Raw genomic sequence first — 13,779 nt, 5'->3', positions numbered from 1 at the left:
GGACGCGTGCCCACAGGTTGCGCTCCGTAATGTGGGCACCATGTCGAGACGTCGAATAGTGCTGCTCACCGGATGCATCGCGACCGGGTCGGCGTTTGTGTGGGTGTCCTCGCAGGTCGCTTCGTCTGCGCAGGGCCGGATGTACAGCCTCGCCGACGCACCACCGGCTCCCGTGGTGATCGTGCCCGGCGCGCGGGTACAAAACGGCAGGCCCGGTGCATTCCTGCGCGGGCGCCTCGACGTCGCGGTGTCGCTCGTCCGGGACGGCCGCGCCCACGCGGTCCTCGTTTCCGGCGACGCCGAGGGACGCTCCGGCAACGAGATCACCGCGATGATCGACTACCTCGTCGAGCACGGCGTGGACCGCGACCGCATCGTGGCAGACCCGTACGGTCTCGACACCTTCGACACCGCGCAGCGGGCGGTGCGCACGTTCGGGGTGCGAGAGGCGACTATCACGACGCAGCGGTTCCATCTGGCGCGTGCGGTCGCGTTGTGTCTGCGCGCGGGGATCGACGCGACCGGTGTCGTGGCGGGCGGACAGGTGCGGCTCGTGTCGCAGATTCGCAGCCATCTGCGCGAATGGGTGTTGTCGCGTCCGAAGGCATTCCTGGAACTCCGCTTTCCCCGCGACCCTGCGGTATCGACTCCTCCCGACGACACGCTCGCCGAGATCCTCGCCGTCCGCTGACCACCGGGTCGGTTCGGTCCCGCTGTGATCGCCCTAGTGTGATCGGATGCGACCTTCAGCTCTCATCACCGGAGCGAGCCGTGGCCTCGGCGCCGCGATCGCCCGCGAACTCGCCCCCACCCACGATCTTCTCCTCGGCGGCCGCCGACCCGACTCGCTCACCGCCATCACCGAGGAGCTCCCGGGCAGCAGGCCGTGGCCCGTGGACCTGCTCGATCACGACGCGCTGACCGCCGCGACGACCGGGATCGATCGGCTCGACGTCCTCGTCCACAACGCGGGTGCGGCCGAGCTCGGCACTGTCGCCGACAGTGACGTCGAGCAGTGGCGACACATGATGGACGCGAACCTCCTGTCCGTCGTGGCACTGACGCAGCTGCTGATCCCGGCATTGCGGGCCGCGAACGGACATGTCGTGCTGATCAATTCGGGAGCCGGTATCCGCGCGAATCCCGGATGGGGAGCCTATGCCGCGAGCAAGTTCGCACTGCGTGCATTCGGCGACGTATTGCGTCTCGAAGAACCGGCGTTGCGGGTGACATCGGTGCATCCGGGTCGGATCGACACCGACATGCAGCGCGCGATCGTCCAGACCGAGGGCGACGACTACGACCCCTCGCGGTTCCTGAAAGCGTCGACGGTGGCGCGTGCGGTCCGGAACGCCGTCGAGACACCCTCCGACGCGCATCCGGCCGAGATCATCCTGCGGCCGTGGTCGCCGCCCGGGTCCTGATCACGCGCTCAGAACGGTAGGGGAATCACTACAGGAGGCCCACCCGGCACGTTGATCCGGATCTGCGGGGGCGGCGGGGCCGGAGCAGGTGCGGGGGCCGGCGCGGGTGGAGGCGGTGGGGGTATCTGCGGCACCGGCTCGGGTGCCGGGGGCGCAGGCTCAGGCGCTGGAGGTGGAGGCGCGGGTGCCGGGGCAGGAGGAGGCGGCGGCGGTGCCTCTGCCCGGGGCGGCGGATTCGGTGCGGGGGCGGGTGCCGGTGCCGGGTTCTGCTCGACGGCGTCGGGTGTCTCTGCGAACCCGGAGGTCGAGGACGGGGCCGGTGATGGCGGCGGTGCCACCGGGGAGAGCGGACCCGCACCGATCGGCACCGCGAGTAGCGCGCCGGTCGTGATGTCGACGACCTTCAACTCGTTCACCGCATTGGCAGCGGCCTGCACGACGAACAGTCGTTCGGGATCGAACCCCGTCCACTCGGTGCCTTCGATATCGGTGTCCCTCGCCAGCACCGGTGGCGACAGGGGGTTACCGCGCGCGCACCGCACACGCGGCATCCCGCGGTCGTCGACCAGCACCACGGTTCCTGCCTCGAGCACCGCCTGGACGGGTCGGGCAGTGCCGTCGATGTAGTCGTAGCGCGTGACGCGGGTATCCGCGCGGAGCAGAACCGGAGTGAGGGCGTTCGTGTACTCGAGGATGTCGTCGGCACCGACCTTGGCCTTCCAGGCCGCCGCTTTGGCCGCGTCGCTCGTCAGGGTCGCGACCAGTTCGTTCCGGTCGCACAGTTCCCGGTGGAGGCTCCCCCCGTAGAGCGCGACACGGTCGCCCGCGACGGCGGGTGTTCCGTCCGACGAAACCGGATCTCCGGACTCCGCGAGGGCATCGTCGGGGGGTGGTGGAACCGCGACGGGAACCTGGGCCGGCAGTAGAAGTCCGGTCCAGGGGTGGTCGCTCTGTGCGGTCGCGATGTCGAGTCGCACGGGATCCGGAGAACCGGAACCGCCGGACGAACACGCACCTGCCACGAGCGCAGTCAGAGCGAGCACCATTCCGAATCCGCGTATTGCGGTGTCGGTGGCCACGATCGTCAGCCTAGGACGACGGGACCCACCGCGCCGGGTTATTCGAATCGTTTGCGGGGATACACGTCCGCTACGAAGTCGAGCAGCAGGTCGTCGACCTCACGTCGACGCTCCATTTGTACGAAATGACCGGCACCGTCGAGCAAATGGAGTCCCCGTAGATCGGGTACGGTCTGCCGCATCCGCTCGAGCGCATGCGGCCCGGACATCGTGATCACAGGGTCGGATGCGCCCGCGACGAACAATGTCGGTACCTCGATGTCCACACCCGCGTGGTGCGCGGATGCCTCCCAGTTCGCGTCGTAGGCGCGGTACCACGAAAGGCCACCGCCGAATCCGGTGCGGGAGAATTCGTCCGCGTAGTGCGCGAGTTCCGCCACACTGAGCCAGTCCCACGGAAGCTCCGGCGCCGCCGGCAGCACGTCGAGGTATCCGTGCCCCTCCGACGGATGGCTCCAGATGTCGAGATATCGGTATTCGCCCGAAAGTGCGAAGAACACACGTGCAAGAAACTCCGCCGCGCGCGGATCGAGCTCGGCCTCGGCGACACCCGGCTGCTGGAAGTAGTGCAGGTGCAGGAAATGCTTGCGGGCCATCGCGGCGTACAACTCTGTCGGTCGCGCAGGCAGCCGATCCGGCGCGTACGGCACCGCGAGCAGGACCAGGCCGGCCACTCGATCGGTATGCCGCAGGGCCATCGTCCACGTGACAGGGGCACCGAAGTCGTGTCCGACGAACACCGCCCGATGGATGCCGAGTGCGTCGAGAAGCCTCCTCAACCGATCCGCGACCGCGATATTGGTGTACTCCCCAACGGCCTTCGGGCGATCGGTGCCTCCGTAACCGGGCATGTCGGGAGCCACCGCGCGATAGCCCGCCGCGGCGAGCGTCTCCACCTGGTGTCGGTAGCTGTAGCCGAGGCCGGGGAAGCCGTGACACATCACGACCGCGGGTCCTACGCCCTCATCGTGAATGTTCCACGTGAAACCATCGACTTCGACCGAGCGGACCGGCATCAGGTCGCGGGTACCGTCTGCATGTCGTCCTGACTCCAGTACGCCCTCATACTGGTGATCTTCGCGTCGTCGTCGAAGGTCATGACATCGACGACCTCCATCACCATGTCCTGCTCGCCGAGGTGCGTGACCAGGCGGAACAGGAAGGCGGCATTGTTCTCGGCGATCTTGAGAGTGATCACCTCGCCGGCCTGGTCGAGCGGTTCGATCACGCTGTAGAACTCGCGGATCTCCGCCTCGGTGGTGCGCGCGGGGGTACCGACGGGATCTTCGACGGTCGCGCCCGGCGCGTAGAGCGCGAGGACATCCTCGGTGGTGCCCTTCGCAACCGCGCGGACATAGTTCTCGACGGTGTCGCGGATCGCGTCACGGGTCGGTGCCATGGTGCTCCTTTCAAACCTTAGAACGTGTTCTATTTTGCAGAGTAGTGCACGATCTCGCTCTCGACCAGAAGATGAACGTGCGATCCTGTGCGCACCATTCGTTCCCAGGACAGGAATGCAGTTGATGAGCGCCGACCCTGCTTTCACCGACCGTTCCGGCTCCACCGGAGGTTCTGGTTCCCCGGATTCCCACTCCACAGCAGACACCGCCTTCACCCTGGCGGGCCATTCGGTCATGCTTGCGGCACGGCGCTGGGAACCGGAGTCGCCCCGCTACATCGCGCTGCTGTGCCACGGCTACGGGGAACACTCCGGGAGATACGGATACGTCGCGACCCGCCTGACCTCCGACGGCGCCGTCGTCTATGCGATCGACCACATCGGGCACGGACTCAGCGACGGACAGCGGGTCCTCGTCGAGAACTTCGAGGACGTCGTCCACGACTTCCGGCTCCTCGACGTCACTGCGCGACGCGAACATCCCGGACTTCCCGTGGTGCTCATCGGGCATTCGATGGGCGGCATGATCGCCGCTCGGTACACCCAGATCCACGGCGACGCGCTCGCGGCAGTGGTGCTGTCCGGTCCTGTACTCGGCAGGTGGGCCACCGTCGACGCACTCCTTGCCGCCGACGAGATCCCCGATACCCCGATCGATCCGTCGACCCTGTCGCGCAACCCGGAGGTCGGACGCGCCTACGTCGACGATCCGCTCGTGTGGCACGGGCCGTTCAAGCGACCCACCGTCGAAGCCCTGAAGGGCTGCCTCGACACCATCACCGCGGCAGGGACCGTCGACACCGTGCCCGTGCTCTGGTTGCACGGCAGCGACGACAGTCTCGTCCCCATCGACGGCACCTCCACAGGCTGGGCGACATTCGCCGGTCGCGGTTCGTCGTCGAAGGTGTATCCCGGTGCGCGACACGAGATTTTCAACGAGACGAACCGCGACGAGGTGCTCGGCGACGTGCTCGATTTCGTGCACGAGCAGCTTCCGTAGCGGTACTCGTCGGACACCGTGATCGACGACCGAGAAGGTGATCCCGGTCGTTTCAGTTGCGGCGATCGCCACACGCCCTGTTACGATACGAAACGTGCCGTATCTTAATAAGGACGAGTTCGACGGGCGCCGGCCACGCACCCATCGCGGGGGACGCCCGCGCGATGACCAACGAGAGAGGGAGATCCTCGCTGCCGTACTCTCGCTCCTCTCCGAAGTCGGCTATGACGGAGTCACTTTCGAAGAGGTGGCCCGGCGGGCGGGCGCATCCAAGGCCACTCTCTACAGACGATGGAAGTCCAAGAGAGACATGGTGGTTTCCGCACTGAAAGCAGGCCCTTCACGCCGCGACGAGCCGGATGAAATCAACACCGGAAGTTTGCGCGGTGACCTGCTCGCCCTGTGTCGTCGCCTCGTGCAGTCCATGCGCTCTGCAGATGGCCAGACCGCGATGCTGCTGCTCCAAGCCGGCCTCGAGGATCCGGAACTCTGTGAGGAGATCGAACGATCCGTGGGGCCGACCGGGGCCCGGCTACCGAAGACCGTCGTCCGGGCGGCCATCGGTCGTGGGGAGTTGCCGCACGAGGGCACCGACCCGTTCCCGTTCGAAGAAGTTGCCGGCGCCGTGATCCTGCTTCGGCGCCTCAACGGATTGGAGATCGACGACCGCTACCTCGAATCCCTCGTCGACACCGTTCTGATCCCTGCACTACGCGCCACACCTTCCGCGGAACACTCACTTCCCGCGGGTATCTTCTCGGGCCGTACCGCTGCCGAACCGACCGACACCATTGCGAAGGACACCCTGTGAACCGATTGACCATCAATGGATTCCGCTACCGGACGCTACCCGGAGACGACGAAGTCGACCTCAACGTCGCTGTGACAGGTACCGGACCTGCGATCGTCCTCCTCCATGGGTTCCCGCAGACCCACTACATGTGGCGCCACGTCGCACATGAGCTCGCTGAACAGCACACGGTCATCGTCCCCGACCTGCGGGGGTACGGCGAGAGCGCCAAACCGGCAGAGCAGAACAGGGAGACCTACTCGAAGAGGACGATGGCCCGAGACATCCTGCGCATAGCCGAAGCGCTCGGCCACGACCGTTTCGGCCTGATCGGCCATGACCGAGGCGCCCTCGTCGGTGTTCGCGCAGGACTCGACCATCCGGAGTCGGTGCAGTTTCTCGGGATCCTCGACGTGCTGCCCGCTTTGGACACCTGGGACGTCCTGCACGGCGTCGACGCCAAGGTCGCCTGGCACCTCTACCTCATGGCACAGCCCACAGGTCTCCCCGAGAAGATGATCCGCGCCGTCGGGCCCGAGTTCTTCGGCTCGTTCCTGGACGCCTGGGACACCGATGGTTCGACGTTCCCGCCCGAAGTCCGCCGGCACTACATCGACAGCTCGGTGAGTTCTGTGGACTCCATCGTCGCCGACTACCGCGCCACAGCGAGTATCGACCTCGACATGGACCGCGAGGACCGCGAATCAGGCAAGCAACTCACCATGCCCGTCGGAGTAATTTCTCAGGACTGGGGCTCCCAGCTGGGGTTCGACGCCGCGTCGCTCTGGCGGGCATGGGCGCCCGATCTGGCGTATGAGCCCATCCAGGCCGGCCACTTCATGGCCGAAGAGAAGCCCGGCGAAATCGCCCGCTTCATCCGCGACCTCGCCGCCCGCTCCCACCGCAGCGCTGTCGGATAGACTGGGCGGTCCCGCCCATACAGCCTCGCCGGCTACCCGCCCGAACCGTATGGCCGGGTGATGATTTCGAGGTAGTGACCGGACGGGTCGAGGAAGTATGTTCCGCGTCCGCCGTCGTTTCGGTTGATCCCGTGCGCCGACTGGCGGGGATCCGCCCAGTGCTCGAGCTTCTGTTCGAGAATGCGCCCGTAGATCTTGTCGAAGTCGTCCTCCGACACCAGGAATGCGTAGTGCTGCGGCGACAACTCGACGTGCGGCGGTGGCTCCGCGAAGTCGAGGGTGACGCCGTTCTCGAGTTGAACAGCCAGGAAATGACCCGCCGGAACCGGATCCGGGAGGCCGAACAAGACGGTGAGAAAGTACGCCGAATGCTGCTTGTCTCTGGCGGCGACGATGGTGTGGTTGAGCGAGATGGTCAAGAGGAATCCCTAAGGGTTCGACGCCTCCATGCCTGACGCAGTCCGTCATCGACACGCGACGCTGTTTCCAGAAATACCAGGTTCGCGTGGAGTTGTCGAGACCACTGCTCGTTCAGCGCTACTCAGACTCCTTCGATCTTGCCGATCTGCAGTTCTGCCAGGTCGCTGACCAGCTGATCGTCGACCGGTCCCGTGGCGTTGATCTGGAAGTACACGCCGTCGACCGTCCCGGCGACGAGAGTGGTGGACTCGGCTGCCCCGCCCTGGTCCGCCTCCGCGCGGGCAGCGATCAACGTGTCGGCTCCCTCGACATCGAGATCCAGTGGGGAGACCCGGTAGGTGACAGACGCTTCGGTGTCGCCGGACGAGCTCGTCCGGGTGAAACTCGCGCACCCGTCGAGGTTCTCGGGTGCCCGAGGTCCGGTGTCGCTGGTGGTGACCATGATGGTGATGGCACTGTCGGATCCGTCGGTGCCATCGGAGGTGTACTCGGAGACGGCCGTGCCTGCCCGATCCTCGTTGAGTCGCAGCACAGTATCCACCGCGGTGGGCACGAGTACGCCGCACTCCGCGGGATCGGTGACGGTGCTGCCACTGATCTCGGTGAACATCGCGATCACCTCGTCATTGCTCACCTCACCGACATCCGAGTCGAGCGTGTCGGCCACATCGGTGTGGATGTAACCCGCCGGGGCATCCGGATCCGAGAGGACCACCTCCGAGGGAACGACCGCAGCCGACGGCGTGGACGTCGCGTCGGTCTCGGCACTACCGGAATCGGTACCGCAGGCGCTCAGCACACACACGGTGAGACACGCCAGGCCGGCGACGAGAGGCTTCTTCACAGCGCGAAAATCACTTTCTCTCGGGGATCCGGGGCGGAACCACAGATCCGTTGGCGGAGCTATCCAGAAGCGTACGTACCCAACGGACGCACCGCAGCATTCATTCGAATCTTCATTCGAGTAACACTTGTAGTTCGAAATTATGTTCTATACAATTCGATCATGGGTGGGGAACTCTGGAAACTCGACAACAAGCAACTGAGGGCCGAGACACTCGCCGTCTCCGCCGAAATCCACACCGCGCAGGTGCACCGCGTGGATCTGATGATCGCGATGTACGAACGCGACACCGTCAAAGACCACGGCTACCGCAGCCCCGCCCACTGGCTCGCCGCAGCAACCAACCTCGAACTCGGTGAATGCCACCGCATCGAATCACTGGCTCGTCTACTACGACTCGAACCGGAAGTGCGTGAGGCATACAGCTCGGGGCTGCTCGACGCAGACAAAGCTCGCCAGATCGCCTACTTCTGCCAGCACTACCCACGGAATATGAACCCGTGCGACTTCGAGAAAGCCCGCACCATCCTCATCGACCACGCCAGCAAGAAAGTCGCCACCAAGGCGACCGTCCGCGCCCTGATCCGCCGCCTCGAACACCTCTACGGCACCGGCGACGGACCACCACCCGGTGAAGACTCGACCCGCAACGAACTGTTCGTCTCCACCACCCTGCACGGCAGGGTCGTCATCACAGGCGACTTCGATGCCGTCACCGGAGCCCGCCTGCGGCACCTGCTCTCACCACTGTCGGCACCGAGGCCCGAAACGAACGGCATCACCGACGACCGACCGGCATCCAGACGCACCGCCGATGCGTTCGAGCAACTCCTGCAGTGCGTCGAAGCCGCCGGACTCGTCCCCGTCGAAGGCGGTGTGAAACCGCATGTGACGGTCACCGCGTCGATCACGGATCTGACCAAGAACACCGCCGTCAAAGAACTCTTCGCGAACTCCCCAGAACAGGGATACGCCACCGAACCGTGGGCCGGACCGTTGTCGATCGACACCGCCCGGATGCTCGCCTGCGACTGCCAGGTCACTCGGATCCTGCTCGACGAACACGGCGTGCCGTTGGCGCACGGCCGGACGCACCGTTCCGCGACGACGGCGCAACGCCGAGCGTTGACTGTGAGAGACGGCGGATGTGCTTTCCCGGGGTGCACCACCCCACCGGCGTGGGCGGATGCCCACCACATTGACCACTGGGTCGACGGCGGCGACACCGACCTCGACAATCTGGTGCTGCCCTGCGGACATCATCACCGGTTGATGCACCACACCGAGTGGGAAGTCGAGATGACTAAAGAGCTTCGGCCACAGTTCATTCCACCCGCGAGCATCGATCTGTTCCGGACACCGATACCAGGGAACAGGCCCGAGTTGGTCGCCTAGTTCACACCAGATCACAAAGACAGCCACCGTTACCAGGGCACCCGTGTGCCCTGGCAGCGGTGGCTGCGCGCTGTCCTCGACGTCCTACTTGACGATGTTGACCATCTTGCCGGGCACCACGATCACCTTGCGCGGCGCGGCACCCGCGAGCAGCTCGACGATCTTCTCGTCGGCCAACGCCGCGGCCTCGATGGCGTCGGGCGACGCATCGGCAGGAACGGTGATGCGGCTGCGGACCTTGCCGTTGACCTGGATCGGGTACTCGACGGAATCCGCCACCAGCCACTTCTCGTCGGCGGTCGGGAAAGGCCCGTGCGCAAGTGGTTCGGAGTTCCCGAGCCGCGACCACAGCTCCTCTGCGAGGTGCGGCGCGACCGGAGCCATCATCAACACGAGCGGCTCGACCGCGGTGCGCGGCGCACCCGACGGGTACTGCTTCGTCAGGTGATTCGTGTACTCGATCAGTTTCGCGATCGCGGTGTTGTCGCGCAGATGAGCGTAATCGTCGGTCACGCCGGCGACGGCCCTGTTCAGCGCGCGCAGGGTGTCCTCGCCCGGCTCGTCCTCGGTGACGCGGACAGCACCGGTCTCCTCGTCGACCACCAGACGCCACGCGCGTTGCAGGAACCGCGACGCACCCACGACGTCCTTGGTCGCCCACGGACGAGACTGGTCGAGGGGACCCATCGACATCTCGTACACGCGCAGGGTGTCGGCACCGAAGTCGTTGCAGATCTCGTCGGGCGCAACGGAATTCTTGAGCGACTTGCCCATCTTTCCGTATTCGCGGGCAACTTCCTGCTCACCTTCGGGACCCGTCCAGAAGAACTTGCCGTCACGCTCGACCACCTCGTCGGCGGGAACGTACACGCCACGCGCATCGGTGTAGGCGTAGGCCTGGATGTAGCCCTGGTTGAACAGGCGGCGGTACGGCTCGGACGATGTGACATAGCCGAGGTCGAAAAGCACCTTGTGCCAGAAGCGAGCGTAGAGCAGGTGCAGCACCGCGTGCTCGACACCGCCCACGTACAGGTCGACGCCACCCGGATCGTTCGGGCCGTGCAGTTCGGGTCGCGGACCCGTCCAGTACGCCTCGTTTTCCTTGGCGCAGAACTCTTCCGAGTTCGTCGGGTCGATGTAGCGCAGCTGGTACCACGAACTGCCCGCCCACTGCGGCATCACGTTGGTGTCGCGGGTGTAGCGCTGCAGCCCGTCGCCCAGATCGAGTTCGACGTTCACCCAGTCGGTGGCCTTCGCGAGCGGGGGAGACGGCTCGGAGTTCGCATCGTCGGGGTCGAACGACACCGGCGCGTAGTCCTCGACCTCCGGAAGTTCCACCGGCAGCATCGAATCGGGCAGTGCATGTGCGCCACCCTGCTCGTCGTAGACGATCGGGAACGGCTCGCCCCAGTAACGCTGGCGGGCGAAGAGCCAGTCGCGCAGCTTGTACTGGACGGTACCGGTGCCGGTGCCGTCTTCCTCGAGTTTCGCGATGATGGTCTTCTTCGCGTCGGCGATGCTCAGTCCGTCCAGCAGGCCGGAATTCACGAGAGTGCCGTCGCCTGTGTAGGCCTCGGTCGTGATGTCGCCACCCGAGATGACCTCGCGGATGGGCAGCCCGAACGCGGTCGCGAATTCCCAGTCGCGCTGGTCGTGGCCGGGGACGGCCATGATCGCGCCGGTGCCGTACCCGGTGAGCACGTAATCGGCGATGAAGATGGGGAGCTTTTCACCGTTGACCGGGTTCACGGCGTACGTGCCGAGGAACACACCTGTCTTCTCTTTCGACTCCTGGCGTTCCAGGTCGGATTTCGCGGCGATCGCCGCCCGGTACGCAACAACGGCGTCGGTGGGGGTCGCAGCACCGCCGGTCCAGCGCTCGTCGACATCGTCCGGCCACGCCGATGCGACGATCTCGTCGACGAGTTCGTGTTCGGGTGCGAGGGTGACGTAGCTCGCGCCGAACAGGGTGTCGGGGCGGGTCGTGAAGACCTCGACCGCGGCATCCGCACCGTCGATCGCAAATGCCACCTGGGCGCCGTTCGAGCGACCGATCCAGTTGCGCTGCATGGACTTGACCTTGTCGGGCCAGTCCAGGTACTCGAGGTCGTCGATGAGGCGATCGGAGTACGCGGTGATGCGCATCATCCACTGCCGCAGGTTCTTCCGGAACACGGGGAAGTTGCCGCGCTCCGAACGGCCGTCGGCCGTGACCTCTTCGTTGGCCAGCACGGTACCCAGTCCGGGGCACCAGTTCACGAGCGAATTCGACTGGTAGACGAGGCGGTACGAGTCCAACACCGCGGCGCGCTCACTCACCGACAGCGACGCCCAGTCGCGGCCGTCGCCGAGGGCGCGCGTGCCGTCGGCGAATTCGGCCTCGAGCTCGCCGATCCGGCGGGCCTTGCCTGCGGCGGTGTCGTACCACGCGTTGTAGATCGTGAGGAAGATCCACTGCGTCCAGTGGTAGAAGTCGACATCGGTGGTCGCGACGGAGCGACGGTCGTCGTGGCCGAGCCCCAGACGCCCGAGCTGCCGCTTCATGTTCACGATGTTGGCTTCGGTGGTGGTGCGGGGATGGGTGCCTGTCTGCACCGCATACTGCTCGGCGGGCAGACCGAACGCGTCGTAGCCGAGCGTGTGCAGCACGTTGTGGCCCTGCATCCGATGGAAGCGGGCGTAGACGTCGGTCGCGATGTAGCCGAGCGGGTGCCCGACGTGCAGACCGGAGCCCGACGGGTACGGGAACATGTCCTGCACGAACAGCTTGTCGGCGGGCACCCCGCTTGCAGGGTCACTGCCGGCGAGGTCGCCCACCGGATTGGGTGCGTGGAAGGTGCCGCGCTCGCGCCACAACTCCTGCCAGCGCTGCTCGATCTGCCCCGCGAGTTCCGCCGTGTAGCGATGCTGCGGGGTGGCGTCGGACGACGGTGTGGAGGACTGATGGGGACGGGTCACGGTGATCGCTATCTACTCGGCCGGCGTTTGTGGGCTCCAACCAGGGTAGAACGTGCCCGCACCCGACGGTTGGGGCGGCCACACGCGGCGGTATCCTGATCGGGTGCTGATCGTCGCCATTCTGCTTTTCCTTATCGCCCTCGCTGTCGGCGCGGTCGGTGTCGCGGCGCTGACCGGCAAGTTGCCGCGCAACCGCTGGGCGGGTGTGCGCACGTCGGAGTCACTCCGCGACGACGCCACCTTCGCCATGTCCAACAAGGTCGCCGCACCCAGCATGCTCGGCGCAGCTGCGCTGTGTGTCTTCGGTGGCGTCGCAGCGTTGACCCTGCCGACCGTCTGGGGCGTGGTCGCCGTCGTCGTGACCGTCGTGGCGGCACTGCTCACTGCGGGCGCCGGTGGGTCCATCGCCGCGCGGGTCGCGGAAGCCACGAAGCCCGAGGAGGCCGGCTGCGGGACGTCCTGCGGGTCGTGCAGCCTGAGCGGAATGTGCGAACCGACCGCCTGATCTTCACTCCTGCGGCTGTCCATACCATGTGGCCATGACCAGTCGCCGCACCATCGACCCCGCCGGCGCCGTGTTCGGGCTGGCGATCCCACTGCTGTGCGCTATCGCCGTTCTGATTCTCACCGCCGCATGGGAGCCGAGGCTGCCTGCTGAGGTCGCATCCCATTGGTCGGGCTCGACTCCCGACTCGTTCACGAGTCCGATGGCCGGCGCGTGGACGATGGCGCTACTGATCGCACTGGTCGGGGGCGGATGCTGCGCGATCGCGGTACTCGCCCAGGCACAGTTGATGATGCGGCGGTACATGCTGGTGATCGGGCTTGCGGTGACCTTCCTGATGGCGACGCTGTACGTCGCGACCCTGGCCGCACAGCTGGATGTGTCCGACCCGTCGGACGCGCCGTTCCCTGCGTGGTCACTCGGGCTGGGCATGTGTCTCGGTGTCGTGGTCGGATGGCTCGGCGCGGGCCTGCTCCGCGATTATCGGGAGCGTCCGATCGCGACGACAACGCCCGACCCGTCGCTGCCACGCGGCCCCGTCGAGCTGCCCATCGTCGACCAGGTCGGTACCGGCCGGCCCACCACCGTCGTGATCGCACTTCTCGTACTGGTCCCCGTGATCATCGTGTGCCTCATGATGGGGAGCTGGTGGCCCATGGCCATCGCACTTCCGTCGTGTCTCCTGATCCTGAGCCTGCTCCGATTCACTGTGCGAGTGGACGAACAGCGGGTGTCGGTACGCAACCTCGGCGCCTCCGCGCTCGACTACGACCTCGACGAGATCATCGGCGCGAAGGTCACCGAGACACGCCCGTTCCAGGACTGGGGAGGATGGGGGATGCGGATCAAGCGGCCCAACCGGTACGGGCTTGTCACGAACACCGGTCCCGCGCTGGTGATCACCACCGAATCAGGTCACGAACTCACGATAACGACCGACCGCGCCGAGGAGATGGCAGGCGCGATCAACACCCTCGCCGATCGACGGGCATAGTCCTTCTATTTCCACCCGGCGTTTCCTCCTCGGATCTGGCAACATCGGGAC

14 protein-coding genes are annotated in these 13,779 nt (G+C 65.9%); 8 read left to right on the top strand and 6 right to left on the bottom strand.

The window, feature by feature from the left end; genetic code table 11:
* Window positions 1-40: 40 nt before the first annotated feature.
* Complete coding sequence (locus tag ACZ46K_RS04855; RefSeq protein ID WP_464746950.1) at window positions 41-691, top strand: SanA/YdcF family protein; 651 nt, start codon at window positions 41-43, stop codon at window positions 689-691.
* 46 nt (window positions 692-737) lie between these two features.
* Window positions 738-1,424, top strand: a complete 687-nt coding sequence (locus ACZ46K_RS04850; protein WP_464746948.1) for an SDR family oxidoreductase — start codon at window positions 738-740, stop codon at window positions 1,422-1,424.
* Between the two features lie 8 nt (window positions 1,425-1,432).
* On the opposite strand, the gene ACZ46K_RS04845 is transcribed toward ACZ46K_RS04850, so the two are convergent.
* The 3 genes from ACZ46K_RS04845 to ACZ46K_RS04835 are packed head-to-tail and all read right to left on the bottom strand — an operon-like array spanning window position 1,433 to window position 3,902.
* Complete coding sequence (locus tag ACZ46K_RS04845; protein ID WP_464746946.1) at window positions 1,433-2,503, bottom strand: DUF6777 domain-containing protein; 1,071 nt, start codon at window positions 2,501-2,503, stop codon at window positions 1,433-1,435.
* A 38-nt stretch (window positions 2,504-2,541) separates the two neighbouring features.
* Window positions 2,542-3,519, bottom strand: coding sequence for an alpha/beta hydrolase (locus ACZ46K_RS04840; RefSeq protein ID WP_464746944.1), 978 nt, complete (start codon window positions 3,517-3,519; stop codon window positions 2,542-2,544).
* Window positions 3,519-3,902 (bottom strand): nuclear transport factor 2 family protein, encoded by a 384-nt coding sequence (locus ACZ46K_RS04835; protein WP_054807281.1) that lies wholly within the window; start codon window positions 3,900-3,902, stop codon window positions 3,519-3,521. The genes ACZ46K_RS04840 and ACZ46K_RS04835 overlap by 1 nt, the downstream gene beginning before the upstream one ends.
* Window positions 3,903-4,137: 235 nt before the next feature.
* On the opposite strand from ACZ46K_RS04835, the gene ACZ46K_RS04830 reads away from it, so the two are divergent.
* From ACZ46K_RS04830 to ACZ46K_RS04820, 3 genes are all read left to right on the top strand, one after another.
* Window positions 4,138-4,902 carry an alpha/beta hydrolase gene (locus ACZ46K_RS04830; protein ID WP_464749238.1) on the top strand — a complete coding sequence of 255 codons (765 nt, stop codon included), beginning with the start codon at window positions 4,138-4,140 and terminating at the stop codon, window positions 4,900-4,902.
* A gap of 94 nt (window positions 4,903-4,996) precedes the next feature.
* Window positions 4,997-5,713 carry a TetR/AcrR family transcriptional regulator gene (locus ACZ46K_RS04825; protein ID WP_054810563.1) on the top strand — a complete coding sequence of 239 codons (717 nt, stop codon included), beginning with the start codon at window positions 4,997-4,999 and terminating at the stop codon, window positions 5,711-5,713.
* Complete coding sequence (locus tag ACZ46K_RS04820) at window positions 5,710-6,612, top strand: alpha/beta fold hydrolase (protein WP_464746942.1); 903 nt, start codon at window positions 5,710-5,712, stop codon at window positions 6,610-6,612. The genes ACZ46K_RS04825 and ACZ46K_RS04820 overlap by 4 nt, the downstream gene beginning before the upstream one ends.
* A 32-nt stretch (window positions 6,613-6,644) precedes the next feature.
* On the opposite strand, the gene ACZ46K_RS04815 is transcribed toward ACZ46K_RS04820, so the two are convergent.
* A complete protein-coding gene (locus tag ACZ46K_RS04815; protein ID WP_054807282.1) occupies window positions 6,645-7,031 on the bottom strand; it encodes a glyoxalase/bleomycin resistance/extradiol dioxygenase family protein in 387 nt (128 codons plus the stop codon).
* A gap of 122 nt (window positions 7,032-7,153) precedes the next feature.
* A complete protein-coding gene (locus ACZ46K_RS04810) occupies window positions 7,154-7,876 on the bottom strand; it encodes a hypothetical protein (protein WP_054807283.1) in 723 nt (240 codons plus the stop codon).
* A gap of 162 nt (window positions 7,877-8,038) precedes the next feature.
* Between ACZ46K_RS04810 and ACZ46K_RS04805 the strand changes: the two genes are divergently transcribed.
* Window positions 8,039-9,271 carry an HNH endonuclease signature motif containing protein gene (locus ACZ46K_RS04805; RefSeq protein WP_464746939.1) on the top strand — a complete coding sequence of 411 codons (1,233 nt, stop codon included), beginning with the start codon at window positions 8,039-8,041 and terminating at the stop codon, window positions 9,269-9,271.
* Between the two features lie 84 nt (window positions 9,272-9,355).
* Here the strand turns inward: ACZ46K_RS04805 and leuS are convergent, their stop codons facing one another.
* Entirely contained in the window at window positions 9,356-12,229 is a 2,874-nt protein-coding gene (leuS, locus tag ACZ46K_RS04800) for a leucine--tRNA ligase (protein ID WP_464746937.1), read from the bottom strand.
* Window positions 12,230-12,332: 103 nt separating this feature from the next.
* Here leuS and ACZ46K_RS04795 point away from each other — a divergent pair, with 103 nt between their 5' ends.
* Together ACZ46K_RS04795 and ACZ46K_RS04790 are read left to right on the top strand one after the other, a co-directional pair.
* Window positions 12,333-12,734 carry an SdpI family protein gene (locus ACZ46K_RS04795; RefSeq protein WP_464749237.1) on the top strand — a complete coding sequence of 134 codons (402 nt, stop codon included), beginning with the start codon at window positions 12,333-12,335 and terminating at the stop codon, window positions 12,732-12,734.
* Window positions 12,735-12,768: 34 nt separating this feature from the next.
* Window positions 12,769-13,728: a DUF1648 domain-containing protein gene (locus tag ACZ46K_RS04790; protein WP_054810693.1), complete on the top strand. Its 960-nt coding sequence runs from the start codon at window positions 12,769-12,771 to the stop codon at window positions 13,726-13,728.
* The last annotated feature ends 51 nt before the right edge of the window (window positions 13,729-13,779 follow it).

This window comes from Rhodococcus sp. JCM 9793, assembly GCF_055380405.1.
Note: the sequence above shows the minus strand (reverse complement) of the source record. Positions and strands in the feature narration are given on the sequence as shown.